The organism is Actinospica durhamensis (assembly GCF_018139695.1).
Lineage (GTDB): Bacteria > Actinomycetota > Actinomycetes > Streptomycetales > Catenulisporaceae > Actinospica > Actinospica durhamensis.
Map to the genome: position 1 here is coordinate 1 of NZ_JAGSOG010000204.1, position 16443 is coordinate 16443.

Below are 16443 nucleotides of genomic sequence, written 5' to 3' on the forward strand. Positions count from 1 at the left end.
GCGCTGAGGGTGGGGTTGTAGCGGGCGGTGAGCCGGACCGAGCGCAGCCGGGCGCCGAACAGGCTGGTCGCGGCCCGGTCGAGCTTGTCGACCTCCTGCGCCTCCTGGCCGAAGCCCTTGACCACGCGCACCCCGGTGACGGCGGACTCGACCACGCCGGCCAGCGCGCCGGTCTTCTGCTGGGCGTCCCAGGTGGCCGGGAAGAGTTTGCGCCGGGCGAAGGTGTTGACGCCGAGCAGGGCCGGGGCGACGGCGAGGCCGACCAGGGTGAGCTCGGGCGAGAGGAAGAGCATCGCGACCAGCGAGCTGAAGAACATCAGGATGGTGCCGGCCATCATCGGCCCCATGCCGATGAGCTGGCTGACCATGTTGATGTCGGAGGAGGAGCGCGAGACGATCTGGCCGGTCTCCAGGCTGTCCTGGCCGCGGCCGTCGAGTCGGCTGAGCGAGTCGAACACGTCCCGGCGCAGGTCGTTCTGCACCTCGATGCCGATGCTGCCGCCGAGGAAGCGGCGGGTGCGCGAGACGACGAAGTTGAGCAGGGCTATGCCGATCAGCGCGCAGGCCCAGGGCAGCACGGGCTGGCTGCCGCGCAGGATCACGCCGTCGATGATGGTGCGCTGCACCAGCGGCACCACGACGCCGATCCCGGCGATGGCTATGGAACAGCCCGACGCGACCAGGACGATGCGCTTGTAGCGCAGGATGTAGCCGAACAGCCGGGCGAGCCAGCCGTCGCCCCCGTCGCCGGTGCGGTCCTTGCCCTTGCGGCCGCCGCCCTTGCCCCTGCCCTTGTTTCCGTCCGCCGCGCCGCCCGCCGCGTCCTCGGCGCCGACTGCGCCACCCGCATTTTCGGGGGCATCCGCGCCTTCGTTTGTGACGAGCTTGGTACCGTCCGTCAGGCCCAGGTCCGCACCGGTCGGCTCGGCGGTCGGATGCGGCACGCCCCGACCTGCGCGTTCGCCGCCGCGCTCACTTCCGTTCACGTCTGCGCTCTTCGCCACGCTGCTCCCCTTCAGGTTCGTTTCAGCGACCCCAGCATAAGTGAGCCTACCTCACCAACACCAGCCATGAGGCCTCCCGGCTAGAATCGGTGCTCAGCTTGACGGCATCAGGGTCAGCCGAAGATGGGACGTCGTGCACACCGAAGCCTGCTCCGCAGTCGACGAGATCCACCTGCTCTCCGAGCGCCCCGAGGAACCCAACCTGCACTATGTCGAGGCGGCACTGGCCGGAAAGCTGGAGCTGCCGAGGCTGCGCGCGGCCGTGGCCGCGGTGCTCGAGGCCGAGCCCGCCGCCCGCTCGCGAATCGCCACCACCTCCCCGTTGCGCCTGTGGACCCAGTGGGCCGTACCCGACGCAGCCGAGACGGACCCCGTAGTGGAACGTACCGTCGCCGGGCGCGGAGAACTCGCGGACGCGCGAGAGGAGATTTTCGCCGCCACACTGCCCATGCGCACGGGTCCGTTGTTCCGGCTGCACGTGCTCACCCAGGGCCGTATCACGAATCTGATACTTGTCGCGCATCATGCCAGGTTCGACGGGTACGCGGCCCTGGGCCTGATGCAGGCCATCGCCTCGGCCTACTCCGGCGGCCCGCCGCACGCCCCGGCCACCGTCGGGCGCGAGGACGCCAAGGGCGCGGCCCGTCCGCCGCGGTATCAGGGGCCGCCGATGCGGATCGAGCCGGGGCGCACGGCGCAGGACCGGGACGCGCCCACCTCCGGCTACCGGTTCCGCCATGTGGCCATGGACCTGCGCGACCTGACCAACGCCGCCTCCTACTACGCCGAGGCCACGGTGGAGGACGCGCTGCTGGCGGAAATCGCGCGGGCCGTCTACGAGTGGAACGCCTCGCTCGGCAAGGCCTGGGGCCAGGTGCGGGTCACGGTGCCGAGCGACCGCCGGGCCAGCGAGGAGAAGTATCTGGCCCTGGGCAACCGGACCGGCTACGGCACCGTCGTGCTCGACCTGGCCGAGGTGGCCGGCAACCCGCTCGCCTCGGTGGCCGCGCAGACCAAGCACCTGCGCCGGGAGGCGGCCGAGGCCGATCCGCTGGCCCGGGCGTTCGCCGAACCGTGGGCCCCGTTCGGGGTGCGCAGGGCCCTGAAACGCCCGGCCGACCGGCGCACCGCCTCCCGGGTGGACACCACCATGCTGGCCCACCTCGGTACTGCCTCAACACTCTGGTTCGGCGCCGTGCGCACCGGCGCGCTCTGGTACGCCCCGCCCGCCCCCCTGCCGATGGGTCTGGCCGTGGGCGCGGTGCGCTACGGCAACCGGATGCACCTGACCCTGCGCTACCGCCGCTCGCTGTTCACCACGCCGCCGTTCTGGGGCCGGGGCTGAGCACCCGAGGGCCGGTCACAGCCGCCGGTCGTTGGCCCAGCGGGAGAGCTCGTAGCGGTTGGACAGCTGCAGCTTGCGCAGCACCGAGGACACGTGCGTCTCCACCGTCTTGATGGAGATGACCAGCTCGCGGGCGATCTCCTTGTAGGCGTAGCCGCGCGCGATCAGGCGCAGCACCTCGCGCTCGCGGGCGGTGAGCCGGTCGAGCTCTTCGTCCACTGATTCGGGGGCGGGCGCGGCGCCGGCGGAGAACGCGTCGAGCACGAAGCCGGCCAGCTTCGGGGAGAACACCGCGTCGCCGTCGGCCACCCGGCGCACCGCGTCGACCAGGTCCGCGCCGGAGATCGACTTGGTGACGTAGCCGCGGGCGCCGGCCCGGATCACGCCGATGACGTCCTCGGCCGTGTCGGAGACGGACAGGGCAAGGAACCGGGTGTCGGGCGCGAGGGCGGTGTTGCCGGTGCGGGCCAGGCAGCGTCGCAGCACCTCGATACCGCCGCCGCCGGGCAGGTGCACGTCGAGCAGCACGACCTCGGGGCGCAGCTGGGCGATGACGGACACCGCGCTCGGCGCGTCCGCCGCCTCGCCGACGACCTGCACCGTGCCGTTGCCCGCCTGGTCGAGTTCGGCGCGCACGCCGGTGCGGAAGAGCTTGTGGTCGTCCACCAGGACCAGGCGGATGGGGCGGGCGGCGGGCGCCACCGCGGCAGCCGCCGCCCCCGCGGCGTCAGTGGTACTCGGGTGCACCGGATCCGCCGAGCTCACCGCGTTGTCCATCGTGCTCTTCTCCCTGCTCGTATTCCGCTGACTCGCCACGCTGGCGCACGACCGCGGCGCCGCCGGCCGGGGCGCGGCGCGCGCTCAGCCGCACCTCGGTGCCCTCGCCCGGCACGCTGCGGATCTCCGCCTTCCCGCCGTGGCGGCGCATCCGGCCGAGGATGGACTCGCGCACGCCCATGCGGTCCGAGGCCACCGCGTCGAGGTCGAAGCCGGGGCCGCGGTCCTTGACGAACACCTCGACCCGGTCCTCGGCGATCTCCGCGTAGACCGAGATCGGCGTCTGCGCCGCGTATTTCGCCGCATTGACCATAGCCTCCCGCGCCGCCGCCACGCACGCCTCCAGGTGCGCGTCCACCGGCCCGTCCCCGACCGTGACCACGTCGAGGCGCACGCCGTGGCGGTCCTCGACCTCGGCGGCCGCGGCGCGCAGGGCCTCGGCGAAGCTCTCCGCCGCGGTCTTGCGCTGGCCGTAGAGCCACTCGCGCAGCTCGCGCTCCTGGGCCCGGGCGAGCCGGGCGACCTGTCCCGGATCGTCGTGGTGGCGCTGGATCAGGGTCAGCGTGTGCAGCACCGAGTCGTGCATCATCGCGGCCACCTCGGCCCGTTCCTGCGAGCGGGCCCGCTCGGTCCGCTCCTGCGCCAGGTCTCGCAGCACCCTGAGGAAGAAGGGCAGCCCGATCAGCCCCGCGCCGACCAGCAGCGCGAGCGCCGCCAGCAGCGTGCGGCCCGCCTCGGTCCAGCTCGTGTGGGTCTTGGTCAGGGCCAGCAGGCCGCCGAGCGCCACCGCCGCGCCCAGGCCCGTGCGGGCCAGATGGCTGCCGCGGGAGGACCACGGCGAGTCCGACTCGGCCCCGGCGCGCTGGGCGTCGTCCGCCTGCCGCCAGAGCACGGCCAGGCCGAGGCCCACCGCGATCAGCGGCAGGACCGTGTGCCAGTCCCGCGGAATCATCTTGGGCGAGAGGCCGAACAGCAGCAGCAGGCCGAGCGCCGCCAGAGCGATCAGTACCCTGCGTATGCCCGGGCGCGGCGCGGCGCGCTCCTCCGGAGGCACCTCGCGCAGCGGCACCAGCAGCCAGAACAGCCCGTACGCGAACGCGCCGAGCCCGCCGACCCAGCTGTACTCGAGGAACAGCAGGCGCAGCAGCCACACGTCCGCGCCCAGGTGCAGCGCGAGGCCGCGGGCGATCCCGCCGGCCAGGCGGCCGCGGGCCGAGCGGCTCAGGCGGGGGGTGTCCTCGGGCAGGGGCGGCATCACCGTCCCATGGTCACACGCCGCGGGCCCGGCCGGCATCGGGGCCCGACCCCGAGATCTACCCTGAGATCCGGCCCGGGCGGGATCAGGGTCGAATCCGGGCGGTGCCCGATGGTGGCCGGGGCAGGTCGGCTGGGAGGGTGGGCACCATGAGCGATCCAAGGACGAACGGCGGCCCGGACCCGCGCCTCCCGCTGCGCCGGGACCAGCGGTCCAAGGCCGTGGCGGGGGTATGCGGCGGACTCGGCCGGCATCTGGACATCGACCCGGTGGTCTTCCGCATTCTGTTCGTGGTCTTCTCCTTCGTCGGCGGCCTCGGGCTGCTGGCGTACGCGGCGGCGTGGCTGTTCGTGCCGCAGGAGGGGGCGGAGCAGTCGGAGGCGCACCAAATGCTGACGGGCAACAGCCCGTGGATGGCCGCGCTGATGGCGATCGGGCTGTGCCTGGGCGCGATCGCCGCGGTCGACGCGCTGAGCAACGGCCTGAGCGGGCTGTGGCCGATGTGGCTGATCGCGGCCGCGGTCTTCGGGCTGCTGGTGTGGCGCGGGGACATCAAGCTCGGCCGCTCCATCACGATCGATCTGCCGCTGCGGCCGGCGACGTGGTGGCAGCAGCCGGTGCGCGAGGGTGAAGCGGAGGCCGGGACGGAGACCGGAGCGGCGGGTGGTGCGCCGGATTTTTCCCAGGGCCCTGACGGGGAGGGAGGGGTGACGGGCGGCTCAGAGCCGCAGGACGCGGTGCCGGGCCACGCGCCGCAGCGGGAGTCCGCCGCCGCGCCGTCGCCGACGGTCGCCCCGGGGCCGGGGCCGGGGCCGGACTGGGGCTACGACCTGGGCCGCGCCGCGGTGGCCGGCCCGCCGGTGCGTACCCGGCGGCGCGGCTACGGCGGGCTGGTGCTGGCCGGACTGCTGGCGGCCGGGGGCGCGCTCGGCGTGCTCAACGCGGCCGGCGTGACCAGTCTGACCTGGCTCTCCGGCGGCGCGCTGGTGCTGGTGCTGCTCGGCGGCGGCATGGTGCTCGGCGGGATGTTCGGCAAGACGACCGGCCTTGTGCCGCTGGGCCTGGTGGTCGCGATCCCGCTGATCGTGCTCTCGGCCCTGGACATCCCGCTGCACGGCACCATCGGCGACGCGAGCTGGACCCCGGCCTCGGCGGCCGCCGTGCGGTCGGACTACCAGGTCGGCATCGGGGACGGGATGCTCGACCTGAGCCACGCCGCGCCCGGGGCGGGCCGGACCCTGCGGCTGAACGCGCAGGTCGCGATCGGCGACCTGGATGTCACGCTGCCGCCGGGCGTCGAGGTGCAGGTGCAGGCGCACGACGGCATCGGCACGCTGGAGGCCGGCGCCTTCCAGGACAGCACCCTGCCGAATCTCAACGACGACTTCGTGATCCCGGCCGGCACCGCACATGCTCAGGGCACGATCGTGCTCGTGGTCAACGTCGGTATCGGCGATGTGAACCTGGAGGTGGCGCAGTGAAGCAGTCCAAGCCCGATGCCGCGTCGATCCTGGCCGGACTGGTGTTCATGGCGGTCGGCCTGGTCTACCTGCTCTCGAGCTCCGGCCACGGCACCTCGCAGGCGCGCTGGACGATCTCCCTGCTGGTGCTGGGTCTCGGTATCACGGCGGTGGTGGGCGTGCTGACTCGGCGGCGGCGGTAACGCCGTGTACGGCCCGCCGATCCGGCGGCGGTGACACGGAATCGGTAACGCGTCGGTGGCCACGGGTAGGAGCGTGGCCACCGATGCCCGTTGTCCGGGACCGGCGGCAGAAGGCAGGCGGCAGAAGCGGATACCGGCGGGGAGATGGACGCGGCGGAGGGGATCGCGTCTGGCTTTCCGCTCAGTCCTCTGCCGGGGCGATGTCGAGGGCGTAGTCCTCGGTCTCCAGGCCGGAGGCGGTGACCACGCGCACCGTCCACGGGCCGGGGTCCACATCCGGCGGGATCGGCACGGTGACGGAGGTGTCGGTCGGGTTGCTGAACCCGCCCTCCGCGCCCGGCACCAGCGGGACGTGGATGTGGATCGGGCCCAGCTTCACGGCTATCCGGGCCAGCTGGTCCGGGCAGGCCGCGGCCGGCGGCACGAAACCCAGACCCCTGATCTCGATCTCGTCGCCCTGCCGGACCGGGCCGTCGAGCCCGCCGGGCGGGCGCACCCGGACCACCGAGACCACGACCGGGCCGCGCGCCTCGACCAGGCGCACCGTCGCGAAAAGCACGGCCGCGCCGAGGGAGATCCACACCACGGTGGTCGGCAGCTGCGGCAGTGCGTAGGGGTTCTTCGCCAGTCCGGCGATCAGGAAGAGCACCGCGGCGACGTACGAGGGCAGCCAGACCGCGGAGGCCAGCGAGCCGACGCCGGTCTCGTCCGCCACCAGGTCGCGCAGCTGCGAGCGCTGGCCGGGCAGGTAGGGCACGGCGCGCCGGCGCATCCGGTTCGCGGCCACCGCGTTGGTCACGATGGACACCAGCACCGGCGCGGCGAGTAAGGCCAGATACTCCCAGCGCGGATGGGCGATCGCGGTGTTGACCTCGGCGCGTTCGGCCGCGGTCGCGGCGGCGAAGTCCTCCACCGCGAAGTAGACCAGCGCCGTGCTCAGGGCCGCGCCCCACAGCAGGCCGAGCGCCTTGGCCGGGGACAGCCGCCCGTCGGCGCCCACCATGAAGCACAGCACGCCGCCGTGTTCGCTGTGCACCAGGCTGAGGCTGGTCACCAGCAGGGCGAAGGCGGCGAAGGCGAAGAGCACGGCCGTGCGCGGCAGAGTCCAGCTGACCGCGAGCGGCAGGGTGGCCAGGTCGATCAGCGCGACGAGGGCGAACAGGGCCCAGCTGCCGCGCATGGCCTGGCGGCCGACGAGGGCGAGCCAGGCCGAGTTCTCAGCCCGGGCCGCCGCGGCCAGCCGCTGCGCGCGCCGGGTGAGCTCGTCGGATATCCACTGCCGTGATCCGCTCTCGGAGTGCGAGAGCGCGGCCGGGACTCCTTCGTTCTGCGCGAATTCCCGGCATCGGGCGGCGAATTCGGCCAGCTCCCGTTCGTACTCCTGGCGGACACTGCCGTGGCAGTCCAGGCCCTGGGACACCGCGAAATCCCTCCGACACCGAACGTGGCACTGCGTTGAGGAAAGCACTGCAGTTTCTAAAGGTGCTGCACCCCTGAGGGTGTTGCGATGCTACACCCGGGTCGGCGGCGCGCTGGGAGCGACGCCGCCGTGTCCGAGTTTTCGTTACCAGAGTTAGACAATCCGGCCGGGATCATCGCCTGCGAATTCGGCAGAGCGAAGCGGCCGCTACTCCCACTCGATGGTGGCCGGCGGCTTGGAGGTGACGTCCAGCACCACCCGGTTGACCTCGCGCACCTCGTTGGTGATGCGGGTGGAGATCCGGGCCAGCACCTCGTAGGGCAGCCGGGTCCAGTCCGCCGTCATGGCGTCCTCGGAGGAGACCGGACGCAGCACGATCGGGTGGCCGTAGGTGCGCCCGTCGCCCTGCACGCCCACCGAGCGCACGTCCGCGAGCAGCACCACCGGGCACTGCCAGATGTCCCGGTCGAGCCCGGCCGCGGTCAGCTCCTCGCGGGCGATGGCGTCGGCCTCGCGCAGCAGCTCGAGCCGGTCCTCGGTGACCTCGCCGACGATGCGGATGCCCAGGCCCGGGCCCGGGAACGGCTGGCGCCAGACGATCTCGTGCGGCAGGCCGAGCTCCTCGCCGACCTTGCGCACCTCGTCCTTGAACAGCTTGCGCAGCGGCTCCACCAGCTTGAACCGCAGGTCCTCGGGCAGGCCGCCGACGTTGTGGTGGGACTTGATGTTGGCGGTGCCGGTGCCCCCGCCGGACTCCACCACGTCCGGGTAGAGCGTGCCCTGCACCAGGAACTCCACCGGCTCGCCCTCGGCCGCGGCGTCCGCCATGATCTCGCGCTCGGCCTGCTCGAAGACCCGGATGAACTCGGCGCCGATGATCTTGCGCTTGGCCTCGGGGTCGCTCACTCCGGCCAGCGCCTTCAGGAAGCGCTCGCGGGCGTCGACCACCTTCAGCGTCACGCCGGTGGAGGCCACGAAGTCGCGCTCGACCTGCTCGGCCTCGCCCTTGCGCAGCAGTCCGTGGTCGACGAACACGCAGGTCAGCTGGTCCCCGATGGCGCGCTGGACCAGGGCCGCGGCGACCGCGGAGTCCACGCCGCCGGACAGCCCGCAGATCGCCCGACGGGTGCCCACCTGCGCGCGCACCGCGGCGATCTGCTCCTCGACCACGTTCGCCATGGTCCAGGACGGGGTGATGCCGGCGCCCTGGTACAGGAAGTTCTCCAGCACCCGCTGCCCGAACTCGCTGTGCATGACCTCGGGGTGGTGCTGCACGCCGTAGAGCCGCCGCGCGTCGTCCTCGAACGCCGCCACCGGGGTGCCCGTGGTGGACGCGGTGACGGTGAACCCGGCGGGCGCCGCCACCACGGAGTCGCCGTGCGACATCCACACGGTCTGCGCCTCGGAGGTGCCGGTGAACAGGGTCGAGGCGGTGTCGGCGACGGACAGGCCGGTGCGGCCGTACTCACGGGTGTCGGTGTGGTCCACCGTGCCGCCGAGGGCGCGGGCCATCGCCTGGAACCCGTAGCACATGCCGAAGGTGGGCACGCCCGACTCGAACAGCTCGGCGCCCACGTTCGGCGCGCCCTCGGCGTAGACCGAGGACGGCCCGCCGGAGAGGATGATCGCGGCCGGCTTGCGCTCGAGGATCTCCTCGACCGTGGCCGTGTGCGGCACGATCTCGCTGTAGACGCGCGCCTCGCGGACTCGGCGGGCGATGAGCTGGGCGTACTGCGCGCCGAAGTCGACGACGAGGACCAGGGGGGTGGTGGCGTCCGTATCCATGATGATTCGATTCTACGGCCCCGGGCAGGGCGCCCCGTTTCCCCGCCGTCCGGCGGCGCAGGCGGGGGGCTCGGCACGGTCCGGGAACGGTCCTCGGCGCGGGTGCTCGGCGCGGGTGCTCGGCCAAAGCCTTCACCCCGCGCTGGGCGGCGGCGGGGTGAAGGTCCGAATGGTCGTGGCGGGCGGCGAACCGTCCGCGCGACATGTGCCGGAGCGAGGTCCCACAGCCGGGTCGGCGACCGGAAGCGCCGAACCCGAGCCGATCGCTCCGGATCCATTCACCGGGGACAACGACTGAGCGGACTTCCGGTTACGCCGGGCCGGGGACACGGGCGTGCGGGCATTCGGGGCTCGGAACGCGGCGGGAGCTCAGACGCGGCCGCGGCCGAGTTCGAGCAGGGCCATAGCGACGGCGGTGCCGGGGCGGCCGAGGGCGCGGGTGTAGCGGCCGATGACCTCGGTCTCCCGGCGCAGGTCGAGCCGGCGCCCGCCCTCGGCGATGCGGGCGGCCTGGATCCCGCCGGAGACGGCGACGCGGCGTTGGATGAGCGCGATCAGCTCCGCGTCCAGCGCGTCGATGCGTTCGCGGCCGCTCAGTACCCCTGTCGGGCCCGCCGGGGCGCTCGCCTCCGGCGCGGGCACGTTCGCGGCTTCGGTCGCGGGTGCGGGCACGGCCGGCGCGGCGGTCGCGAGGGCGCCCGCCGGGGCCTGCTCGGCCGGTGCGGTCAGATCGGTGGTGCTGCCGGTGCTGCTCACGGGTCTCGCTCCTCGTCTCGGGCGCGGGATGATCCGGGCGGGGACGCGGCGCGAAAAACTCGGCGCCCCCGGACCGGTATCGGTCCGGGGGCGCCGTAGTCTTGTCGGCTGGATTCTCAGCGCACGACGACCAGGCCTGCCGGAACGATCCGGTGGCCATAGCTAAATCGCCGGGCGCGAGAACTCATGGCTCGACCCTAGCAGACGCGTGCACGCCAGCGCACTGCGAAACGCGCTGGAGCACGGGCTCGCCTTCGCGTCGGCATGCGGACGCCGGGCCCGCCGCGCGGCCCCGCCGTGCGCACGCCGGCGCGATCCGCGGCCTACTGCCAGGCGCTCTGGTTCGACTTCTCGGTGGTGACGTACGCGTCGTGCGCGGCGCCGACCACGCGGCCGATGCCCTGGAGCACCTGCAGGGCGTCCTGCTGGGCCTGGTTCCAGTTGTTCTGCTGCACCTGGTAGTTCTCGTACGCCGCGCCGGTCCAGGTGGAGACCAGCGGCTGGAGCATCTGACGCAGCTCGTCGAGCTGCGAGGTGATCTGGCTGGCACACTGGTTGATCTGCTGCTCGGCGTTGGCAAGCGCCTCGAAGTTGACAAGGATCTGCCCGCTCATCGATCTCTCCCCTCGTGATTACTGTTGCCGTGGACTGCGGTGCGCCCTGGCCGCCTCGGTGTTCGAGCACGTATGTGCCCGATACACGGCGGCGCGCACCGGTCGGATCAGGTCAGGCCGCTCAGGATGTTGGAGATCGCCGAGTGGTTGGTCTCCTCGGACGAGTTGTAGTTCTTGGTGTTCGAGTCCAGCGCGGTGGCGATGTTCCCCAGAGCCGTCGAGAGCTTCTGGGAGTCGGTGTTGAACCGCTCCATCAGCTGCTGGAAGGCCGAGGCCGCCTGGCCCTTCCACGAGCCCGCGAGCGGCTCGAGGTTGTTCATCAGCGAGCGCATCTGCTGCTGCAGGCTCTCGGAGACCTGCTGGACCTGCTGGGCCGCCTTGGCCATTTCGTCTGTCTGTGTACCGAAAGCACTCAACGTAACACGCCACCTTTCCCCGTCGTAGGAATGGAGTTGACTGCGCCGCACGCCGAGGGCAGCCCCGTAGCGCCGCAGCATTCTGCGAGCCACCGCCCCGCCCGACGTCCCCCCGACTGCACACATCGCCCAGAGATGCCGACCGCGGTGGTTCCCGCGAGAACCAAGCTACTTCCCGACCCGCGGACTGCGGTAGTCGGACGCCCGATATTACCTTCCCTTTACCCTTCGCCCGCCGGCTCTCGCCTGCCGCATACCGTCCCGCACCGCGGTTTTGACGCCGGATCAGTGCGGAAAAGGGCCGCGCCCGCTCAGCGCATTCGCAGAGCCTTGAGGATGCGCAGGGCCGACCCGAGCGAGCGGGTGTAGCGGGCCGGGGACATGCCGAGCGAGGGGGCGATCGGCAGCAGGGTCTGGCGGGCGACGGTCTGGATCTCGGTGTAGCGCCACAGGCCGTCGGCGCCGGAACGCCGGCCGAGGCCGGAGTCCCCCATGCCGCCGGTGGCCGCGCCGACCGAGCCGAAGGCCGCGCCGTAGGCCTCGTTGATGTTCACCATGCCGGCGTGCATCCGCAGCGCCGCCTCGGTCGCCCGCTTGGAGTCGCGGGTCCAGATCGAGGCGCTCAGGCCGAACCGGGTGTCGTTGGCCGCCTTGAGCACCTCGGCCTCGTTCTCGAAGCGGTAGAGCGAGACCACCGGGCCGAAGGTCTCCTCGGCGAACAGGGTCATGCCCGGGGCGACGTCGGTGAGCACGGTCGGCTCGTAGAACAGCGGGCCGATGTCGGGCCGGCGCCGGCCGCCGGCCAGCACCTTCGCGCCCTTGATCCGGGCGTCCTCGACCTGCTGGGTGACGGTCTCGAGCTGCCGGGTGTTGGTGAGCGAGCCGATGTCGGAGCCGAAGTCCAGCCTGCCGCCCAGCTTGAGCGCCTTGACCTCGGTCACGAACCGCTCGACGAACTGGTCATATATAGAGTGGTGGATGTACATCCGCTCAATGGATATGCACAGCTGCCCGGCCGAGGTGAAGCAGGCCCGCAGCGCGCCGGCCAGGGTCTTGTCCAGGTCCGCGTCGTCGAACACGATCATCGCGTTCTTACCGCCGAGCTCGAGCGAGCAGCCGATCAGCCGGCCGGCCGCCTGCTGGGCCACCTGCCGGCCGGTGCGGGTGGAGCCGGTGAAGGCCACGTAGTCGGCGTGGTCGACCACGGCCGGACCGGTCACCGGGCCGTCGCCGGTCACGATCTGCCACAGCTCGGCCGGCAGTCCGGCCTGCACGGCCAGCTGGCGCAGGTAGACGCCGCTGAGCGCGGTCTGGTTGTCCGGCTTGTGCACCACGCCGTTGCCCGCGACCAGCGCCGGCAGGATGTCCATCGCGGCCAGGGCCAGCGGGTAGTTCCACGGCGTGATCACCCCGACCACGCCCTTGGGGTGGCGGTACTCGACCGTCTTGGTCAGGAACGCGATGGCCCCCGGGCGGCGGCGCGCCTTGAGGTAGCCCCCGGCGGCGTGCGCGTAGTGCCGGGCGGTGGCGGCGGAGACGGCCACCTCGTCGAACGCGTGCAGGCGGGCCTTGCCGGTCTCCACCTGCAGCAGGCTCAGCAGGTGCTCGGTGTTGTCCAGGATCAGGTCGTGCAGGCGGCGCAGCACGGCCGCCCGCTCCCCCACCGGACGCGCGGCCCAGGCGCTCTGCGCGGCCCTGGCCTTCTCGAACGCGTGCCGCACGTCGCCCGGGCCGGACTGCGGCAGATCCACGATCGTCTCGCCGGTCAGCGGCGCGAGCACCTCCACGACCTGCGGATGCGAGCCCACGGTGATCTGTTCGACCAGCCGGGCGGCGAACTCCCGCGGCAGGTGGGGCCGGATGGTCTCGAGCCGCTCGTCGCGGGCCGGCGCGGCCGGAGCGGCCGTGGAAGCGTGCGCGGTCGTGTCGCCTGCAGTCATACGGACACAGTAGGACGCGCCAGGGCCTGAGCGAAACCGCGCGCAGGACACAAGACCTGGTGACGGAGCACAAAGTTCCGGTCAAATGCGCCCATCGGGCGGCGGGGACGGTGAACGGCCGCCGGGACTGTGCCCGACGGCCGTTCACACCCGCCTACACGACGCTCAGCTACACGACGCTCAGCGGCAGCAGCTTCTTGCCGGTGGGGCCGACCTGGATCTCGGTGCCCATCTGCGGACAGACGCCGCAGTCGAAGCACGGGGTCCAGCGGCAGTCCTCCACCTCGGTCTCGCGCAGCGCGTCCTGCCAGTCCTCCCACAGCCAGTCCCGGTCAAGGCCCGAGTCCAGGTGGTCCCAGGGCAGCACCTCGACCTGCTCGCGCTCGCGGGTGGTGTACCAGGCCACGTCCACCGGCTCGTCGGCCAGCGCCTTCTCGGCCGCGGACATCCAGCGCGGGTAGGAGAAGTACTCGGACCAGCCGTCGAAGCGGCCGCCGTCCTCGTACACCGCGCGGATCACCTTGCCCACCCGCCGGTCCCCGCGCGAGAGCAGGCCCTCGACGATGCCGGGCTTGCCGTCGTGGTAGCGGAAGCCGATGGCCCGGCCGAACTGCTTGTCCGCGCGGATGACGTCGCGCAGCTTGCGCAGCCGGTCGTCCGTCTCCTGCGCGCCGAGCTGCCCGCACCACTGGAACGGGGTGTGCGGCTTGGGCACGAACCCGCCGATGGAGACGGTGCAGCGGATGTCGCGCGAGCCGGTCGCCTCGCGCCCGGCCCTGATCACGTTGCGGGCCATGTCCGCGATCTGCAGCACGTCCTCGTCGGTCTCGGTCGGCAGCCCGCACATGAAGTACAGCTTCACCTGCCGCCATCCGGCCGAGTAGGCCGCGGTGACGGTGCGGATCAGGTCGTCCTCGGAGACCATCTTGTTGATCACCCGGCGCATCCGCTCCGAGCCGCCCTCCGGCGCGAACGTCAGGCCACTGCGACGGCCGTTGCGGGAGAGCTCGTTGGCCAGGTCGATGTTGAACGCGTCCACCCGGGTCGAGGGCAGCGAGAGCGAGGTGTTCGTGCCCTCATACCGGTCGGCCAGGCCCTTGGCGATCTCGCCGATCTCGGAGTGGTCGGCGGAGGAGAGCGAGAGCAGGCCGACCTCCTCGTAGCCGGTGTTCTCCAGACCCGCCTTGACCATCTCGCCGATGCCGGTGATCGAGCGCTCGCGCACCGGCCGGGTGATCATGCCGGCCTGGCAGAAGCGGCAGCCGCGGGTGCAGCCGCGGAAGATCTCCACGCTCATCCGCTCGTGCACCGTCTCGGCCAGCGGCACCAGCGGCTTCTTCGGGTAGGGCCACTCGTCCAGGTCCATCACGGTGTGCTTGGCCACCTGCCACGGCACCCCGGAGCGGTTCGGGGTGACCCGCTGGATCCGGCCGTCCGGCAGGTACTCCACGTCGTAGAAGCGCGGCACGTACACCCCGCCGGTGGCCGCGAGGCGCAGCAGCAGCCCGTCGCGCCCGCCCGGGCGCCCCTCCTGCTTCCAGGCGCGCACCAGGTCGGTGATGGTGAGCACAGCCTGCTCGCCGTCGCCGATCACGGCCGCGTCGATGAAGTCGGCGATCGGCTCGGGGTTGAACGCGGCGTGCCCGCCCGCGATCACGACCGGGTGCTCGAGGCCCCGGTCCGCGGCCTCCAGCGGGATGCCGGCCAGGTCGAGCGCCGCGAGCATGTTGGTGTAGCCGAGTTCGGTGGAGAAGGACAGGCCGAACAGGTCGAAGTCCCCGACCGGCCGGTGTCCGTCCACGGTGAACTGCGGCACGCCGTGCGCGCGCATCGACTCCTCAAGGTCGGGCCAGACCGAGTAGGTCCGCTCGGCCAGCACGCCCTCGCGCTCGTTGAGCACCTCGTAGAGGATCATGACGCCCTGATTGGGCAGGCCGACCTCGTACGCGTCCGGGTACATCAGCGCCCAGTGCACGTCGCAGGCATCCCAGTCCTTGACCGTCGAGTTCAGCTCGCCGCCCACGTACTGGATGGGCTTTTTGACCGAGGGCAGCAGCGGCTCGAGCTCGGGCCAGACGGAACGGCCGGTGGTACGGTCGAAGGTCGGTGCGCTCATGCCTCCAGGGTAGCCGCCCGACCTGGCCGCGCAGGAACGCCGCAGCTCAACGCGCGCTCGAACGCAGCCGGACGTTCTCCAGCAGCCCTACCGCGATGAAGTTGGCGAACATGGACGAGCCGCCGTAGGAGACGAACGGCAGCGGGATGCCCGCGACCGGCATGATCCCGAGCGTCATCCCCACGTTCTCGAACATCTGGAACGCGAACCAGCACACCACCCCGCCGGCCAGCAGCATCGGGAAGGGCTCGGCGGCCTGCCGGGCGATCACGCAGCCGCGCCACAGCAGCACCGCGAACAACCCGATCACCACAAGGCCGCCGACCAGGCCGAGCTCCTCGCCGATCACGGTGAAGACGAAGTCGGTCTGCTGCTCGGGCACGAACTGGCCGTTGGTCTGGGTGCCGTGGAAAAGGCCCTGGCCGAACACCCCGCCGGAGCCGATGGCGAGCCTGGCCTGGTGGGTGTTGTAGCCCACGCCCTGCGGGTCCAGGTTCGGGTCGGCGAACGCGGCGAAGCGGTTGAGCTGGTGCTGGGCGAGCAGGTGCAGCTTGACCGCGGCGAACGCGAGGGCGCCGAGGACGAGCCCGAGCGCGCCCAGCCGGCGCAGCCGCACGCCGGAGATCACCACCATGCCGGCCGTGATGGCCACCAGCACCATCGTGCTGCCGAGGTCGGGCAGCAGGGTGATCACGCCCATCGGCAGCGCCGCCGCGGCGAGCGCGAGCAGCAGCTGCCGGTTGCCCGGGCGGTGCTCGTCGATGCGCCGGTCCTCGATCTGCGCGATCATGCCGCGGCTGCCGCGCACGGCCGGGCGGTAGGCCAGGATCAGCGCCAGCGCCATCACCACGCCGAGCTTGGCGAACTCGGCCGGCTGGATGGAGAAGCCGCCGCCGAGCTCGATCCAGGAGCGCGCGCCGTTGACCACGGAGCCGAGCGGGGACATGACCGCGAGCAGCCCGCCGAAGGAGAGCACGTACACGATCGGGGTCAGCGCCCGGATGCGCTTGTGGTCGAGCGCGGTGACCACCAGGGCGAGCACGACGCCGACGACCAGGTTCAGCACGTGCCGCTTGAGGAAGTACTGCGGGTCCCCGCCGGTCAGCTCGGTGCGGGCGCGGGTGGCCGACCAGACCATGACCGCGCCGAGCAGGGACAGCGCCATGGCCGCGCCGAACAGCGGGAAGTCGAAGCGGCGCACCGCCCCGCCCTCGCGCACCGCGGCCCGGCCGCGCGACTCGACCTGCCGGACCGGCGGCACACCCGCCGTCTCGCCGATGATCATCAGTGCCCCTTCGTGGGCGCCGGAACCGGGGCCGCGGGCGCGGCGGGCGGCAGGGTGGCCGGCGGGG

General features: G+C 72.2%; 14 protein-coding genes. 3 read left to right on the plus strand and 11 right to left on the minus strand.

All coding sequences use genetic code 11. The features are described 5' to 3' along the window. Window positions 1-1004, minus strand: a 1004-nt coding sequence (locus KDL01_RS45520; RefSeq protein ID WP_212531906.1) for an ABC transporter ATP-binding protein, incomplete at its 3' end; no start/stop codon positions are given. Window positions 1005-1137: 133 nt separating this feature from the next. On the opposite strand from KDL01_RS45520, the gene KDL01_RS29440 reads away from it, so the two are divergent. Then, a complete protein-coding gene (locus KDL01_RS29440; RefSeq protein WP_212531907.1) occupies window positions 1138-2349 on the plus strand; it encodes a condensation domain-containing protein in 1212 nt (403 codons plus the stop codon). A 15-nt stretch (window positions 2350-2364) separates the two neighbouring features. Here the strand turns inward: KDL01_RS29440 and KDL01_RS29445 are convergent, their stop codons facing one another. Both KDL01_RS29445 and KDL01_RS29450 read right to left on the minus strand, forming a co-directional pair. Beyond that, window positions 2365-3126, minus strand: coding sequence for a LuxR C-terminal-related transcriptional regulator (locus KDL01_RS29445; protein WP_212531908.1), 762 nt, complete (start codon window positions 3124-3126; stop codon window positions 2365-2367). After that, a complete protein-coding gene (locus KDL01_RS29450; protein WP_246577176.1) occupies window positions 3077-4381 on the minus strand; it encodes an ATP-binding protein in 1305 nt (434 codons plus the stop codon). Before KDL01_RS29450 ends, KDL01_RS29445 begins: the two co-directional genes overlap by 50 nt. A gap of 149 nt (window positions 4382-4530) precedes the next feature. Here KDL01_RS29450 and KDL01_RS29455 point away from each other — a divergent pair, with 149 nt between their 5' ends. Both KDL01_RS29455 and KDL01_RS29460 read left to right on the plus strand, forming a co-directional pair. Further along, complete coding sequence (locus tag KDL01_RS29455) at window positions 4531-5862, plus strand: PspC domain-containing protein (RefSeq protein WP_212531910.1); 1332 nt, start codon at window positions 4531-4533, stop codon at window positions 5860-5862. Further along, complete coding sequence (locus KDL01_RS29460; protein ID WP_212531911.1) at window positions 5859-6044, plus strand: hypothetical protein; 186 nt, start codon at window positions 5859-5861, stop codon at window positions 6042-6044. Before KDL01_RS29455 ends, KDL01_RS29460 begins: the two co-directional genes overlap by 4 nt. A gap of 181 nt (window positions 6045-6225) precedes the next feature. Here KDL01_RS29460 and KDL01_RS29465 read toward each other — a convergent pair whose 3' ends face one another. The 8 genes from KDL01_RS29465 to rodA form a co-directional block, all read right to left on the minus strand. Further along, window positions 6226-7464 (minus strand): hypothetical protein, encoded by a 1239-nt coding sequence (locus tag KDL01_RS29465; protein WP_212531912.1) that lies wholly within the window; start codon window positions 7462-7464, stop codon window positions 6226-6228. 207 nt (window positions 7465-7671) lie between these two features. Next, the gene (gene guaA, locus KDL01_RS29470) at window positions 7672-9249 is read right to left on the minus strand and encodes a glutamine-hydrolyzing GMP synthase (RefSeq protein WP_212531913.1); all 1578 of its coding nucleotides are present in this window, start codon (window positions 9247-9249) and stop codon (window positions 7672-7674) included. A 369-nt stretch (window positions 9250-9618) separates the two neighbouring features. Beyond that, window positions 9619-10005: a chorismate mutase gene (locus KDL01_RS44835; RefSeq protein WP_212531914.1), complete on the minus strand. Its 387-nt coding sequence runs from the start codon at window positions 10003-10005 to the stop codon at window positions 9619-9621. Between the two features lie 323 nt (window positions 10006-10328). Next, on the minus strand, window positions 10329-10619 hold the full coding sequence (locus KDL01_RS29480) for a WXG100 family type VII secretion target (protein WP_212531915.1): 291 nt from the start codon (window positions 10617-10619) through the stop codon (window positions 10329-10331). 107 nt (window positions 10620-10726) lie between these two features. Then, window positions 10727-11161, minus strand: a complete 435-nt coding sequence (locus KDL01_RS29485; RefSeq protein ID WP_307846665.1) for a WXG100 family type VII secretion target — start codon at window positions 11159-11161, stop codon at window positions 10727-10729. Window positions 11162-11346: 185 nt separating this feature from the next. Beyond that, window positions 11347-12975, minus strand: a complete 1629-nt coding sequence (locus KDL01_RS29490) for a succinic semialdehyde dehydrogenase (RefSeq protein ID WP_212531917.1) — start codon at window positions 12973-12975, stop codon at window positions 11347-11349. Between the two features lie 169 nt (window positions 12976-13144). Continuing rightward, window positions 13145-15091, minus strand: coding sequence for a TIGR03960 family B12-binding radical SAM protein (locus tag KDL01_RS29495; protein WP_212531918.1), 1947 nt, complete (start codon window positions 15089-15091; stop codon window positions 13145-13147). A gap of 46 nt (window positions 15092-15137) precedes the next feature. Then, a complete protein-coding gene (gene rodA / locus KDL01_RS29500) occupies window positions 15138-16376 on the minus strand; it encodes a rod shape-determining protein RodA (RefSeq protein WP_212531919.1) in 1239 nt (412 codons plus the stop codon). Between the last annotated feature and the right edge of the window lie 67 nt (window positions 16377-16443).